The organism is Stygiolobus sp. CP850M (assembly GCF_037389425.1).
Classification (GTDB): Archaea; Thermoproteota; Thermoprotei_A; order Sulfolobales; family Sulfolobaceae; genus Stygiolobus.
On record NZ_JBBHKR010000025.1, the window covers coordinates 1 to 2,593 of the forward strand.

The following is a 2,593-nucleotide window of genomic DNA, read 5'->3' on the forward strand; positions in this document are numbered from 1 at the left end:
AGAAGGGTGGGAGTGATTGCAGAGATGTGAGTCCCGTGCCGTTGGGCTTGAAGGAGTCCCATGACCTACTTGTGGTTGAGGGCTAAGTCCCTACACTCGACCATGAATGAACATAAAATGAGTGAAATGAAAGTATAGGGACAAACGGAAGTCAAGTGAAGCGTGACGTATTATTGCACGGATATCTAGTTTACGAGATTCTAAGCCCAAAGGCGATAATTATCACCGGTTACGATGGTTCAGGATTTGGAAAACTGGGAAAAAATAAGAAGAGGAAAAGTGTTTTTTGTTCTCGCTTAATAACTCATGTTTTCAGCTAACATAAGTGACAAGGGTTTACTCAATTCTTTAATGGATACTACTCCTACACATTCACCATCCTTTTCTATCACTAAATGCCTTATGTTACTCCTTATCATTATATCGTAAGCGTCATATATACTTTTGTGATAATCAATCTTTATGATATTTTTACTCGCGATATCGAAAGTCAGACTGTCACGGCTTATACCCTTACTTACAGCCCTTACTATATCCCTTTCAGTTACTATGCCTAATACTTTATCGCTCTCCTTCAGAACCACTGAGCTAACTAAATTCTCTTCCATTGCTTTAGCTATACTCCCTAAATTTAATTGAACTAAACTACGCGTTCAGTTCAGCAAGAAATAAGTGAACCGGAACTGTGTCGTTTTCCCCGTTCTTTGATAACGTAATGACTTTCTTCATTTTTCCTGCAATAGCTTTAACCTGCCTTGCCCTCTCCCTATATTTTACCTCATATCCGACGACTTCAGGCAGAGTTACGACGTCTATCTCTTCCTTACCTACTTCAGTGTACCCTATGTTATAAATTCTAGAGAGATGCGACGCAACTACTCCCTCAACGATTATAGGCTCGTCCGGCTTTTTAACTCCAGTCCATAGAGATATTGCATCGTAAAACAATGGGTCTAGAAAGTGTATCTTGATCTGCTTTTTGTAGTTAAAGTAAGCTGTGTTCACGTCTATGAAATGAAGTGTTAAGGTCAAAAACATGTCGTTGAATAGTTTCATATATTCAGCTACAGTCCTGTGATTTACTCCTATGTCTTTAGCAATGGAATTATAACTTATCTTACTGGGTGTCGTAGAAAGAATTGCGGAAAGAATTTGCTTAGCTAGAGTTTCATCTCTCCCTACCTTGTTTATCTCGTAAATGATCCAATCTATATATGTTTTCAGCGGAGATAGACCGTTAATTGAGGGCGGTAATCCACCTATTTTTATGTAGCTCTGAAAGAGCTCTTCAATTTCACCATACCAACCGGGCTTTATTTCAATTCTGGGATTAATTACCTTAACGTAGTTGGAGAAACTGAGAGGATACAGCACCACATCAGTCCCATTACCTCTTCTGCCCGGAAAACTCTCCTTTTGTTTCAGGATAGTTAGGGAACTTGAGCCGGAAATGGTAAATACATCGCTCAACACTTCGCCGGAGTCAATTAAGTACTTTACTGCCCTATACCAGTCCTTCACAAAGGTGACTTCATCTAGGAAAATGAATGAGGATTTTATACCCTCTTGTGTTCTGGTCTTTAAATACTCCTTTATCCTCTTTAACAGTTCCTCATAGTCAGAAACAAGATCGCAACTACAGTAGAATATTGAGAGGGGGTGGTGATTTAGCTCAAGTAGTCTCTTAATAAGAAGTTTTATGAGAGTGGTCTTTCCACTTTGCCTAGGTCCTACAATAAAGTTTAAGGAGAATGGTTGAAGAGAGACTTTATCCATCTCTTTCGGAATCCACTTAAACTTAGCAGAGTTCCATTTCTTGATATCTATATCATCCTCTATGTAATCTTTTCCTCTCCACCAAATGTTTTCTTCCATTGATACTATGAGTATCAAGAGGTTTAAAAAGAATTGATACTATGAGTATCAAGAGGTTTAAAAAGAATTGATACGGCAACGATCGTTACTACAATCATATAAAGCCATGAGAAATAGATAGATCGTACAAGTCCTTGACAAAGGTTAGTCTTCCTCTGTCGTTAATAAATAGTAATATTCAAGTTGATTAGGTTATCTTTATAGCCTGTAACTGCAATTATTTCATAATAAGTATGTTATAGAGATTGATGATAAAGAGGAGATTGAGAAGATAATGAAGGCATTAAAGAACAAGAATGTGAAGATGAGGCTCTTTGTTGAGACCGATAGCAAAAATCTCTACGCCGCGTTGCTAAGGCATTATAAAGCTAGAGTTTATGTGATACGCTAAAGCTCCAATTAAATAAAACTACACTACTTATTGAATAATTATTTATCATCTTGCAAGAAATACATTAAAGCATGTAGATCGTCGGGATCGAACACGTTATAAGTGCCATTTATGATTTCCTTGTATACGTCCTTTAATCTTCTTATAGTATTATGAGATTGAAACTGGTTTAATATAAAATTCTTTAGATTCAAATAATTTGATTTCAGATTATTAGGATCATCCAGGTATTTTCTAACTTCGCATACAATTGTCTGGATATCCTGAGGAAGCTCTTGTAAATTCGCCCTCAATAATACATTGAATAATTTTCTGATATTCTCTATT

The 2,593-nt window shown here is 36.8% G+C and carries 3 protein-coding genes; all 3 read right to left on the reverse strand.

The window, feature by feature from the left end:
* Positions 1-296: 296 nt before the first annotated feature.
* Positions 297-620, reverse strand: coding sequence for a CBS domain-containing protein (locus tag WIW89_RS01195; RefSeq protein ID WP_337719460.1), 324 nt, complete (start codon positions 618-620; stop codon positions 297-299).
* A gap of 25 nt (positions 621-645) precedes the next feature.
* The gene (locus tag WIW89_RS01200; protein ID WP_337719458.1) at positions 646-1,875 is read right to left on the reverse strand and encodes an ATP-binding protein; all 1,230 of its coding nucleotides are present in this window, start codon (positions 1,873-1,875) and stop codon (positions 646-648) included.
* A gap of 429 nt (positions 1,876-2,304) precedes the next feature.
* Positions 2,305-2,593: hypothetical protein (locus WIW89_RS01205; RefSeq protein WP_337719459.1), on the reverse strand; the 289-nt coding region annotated here is incomplete at its 5' end.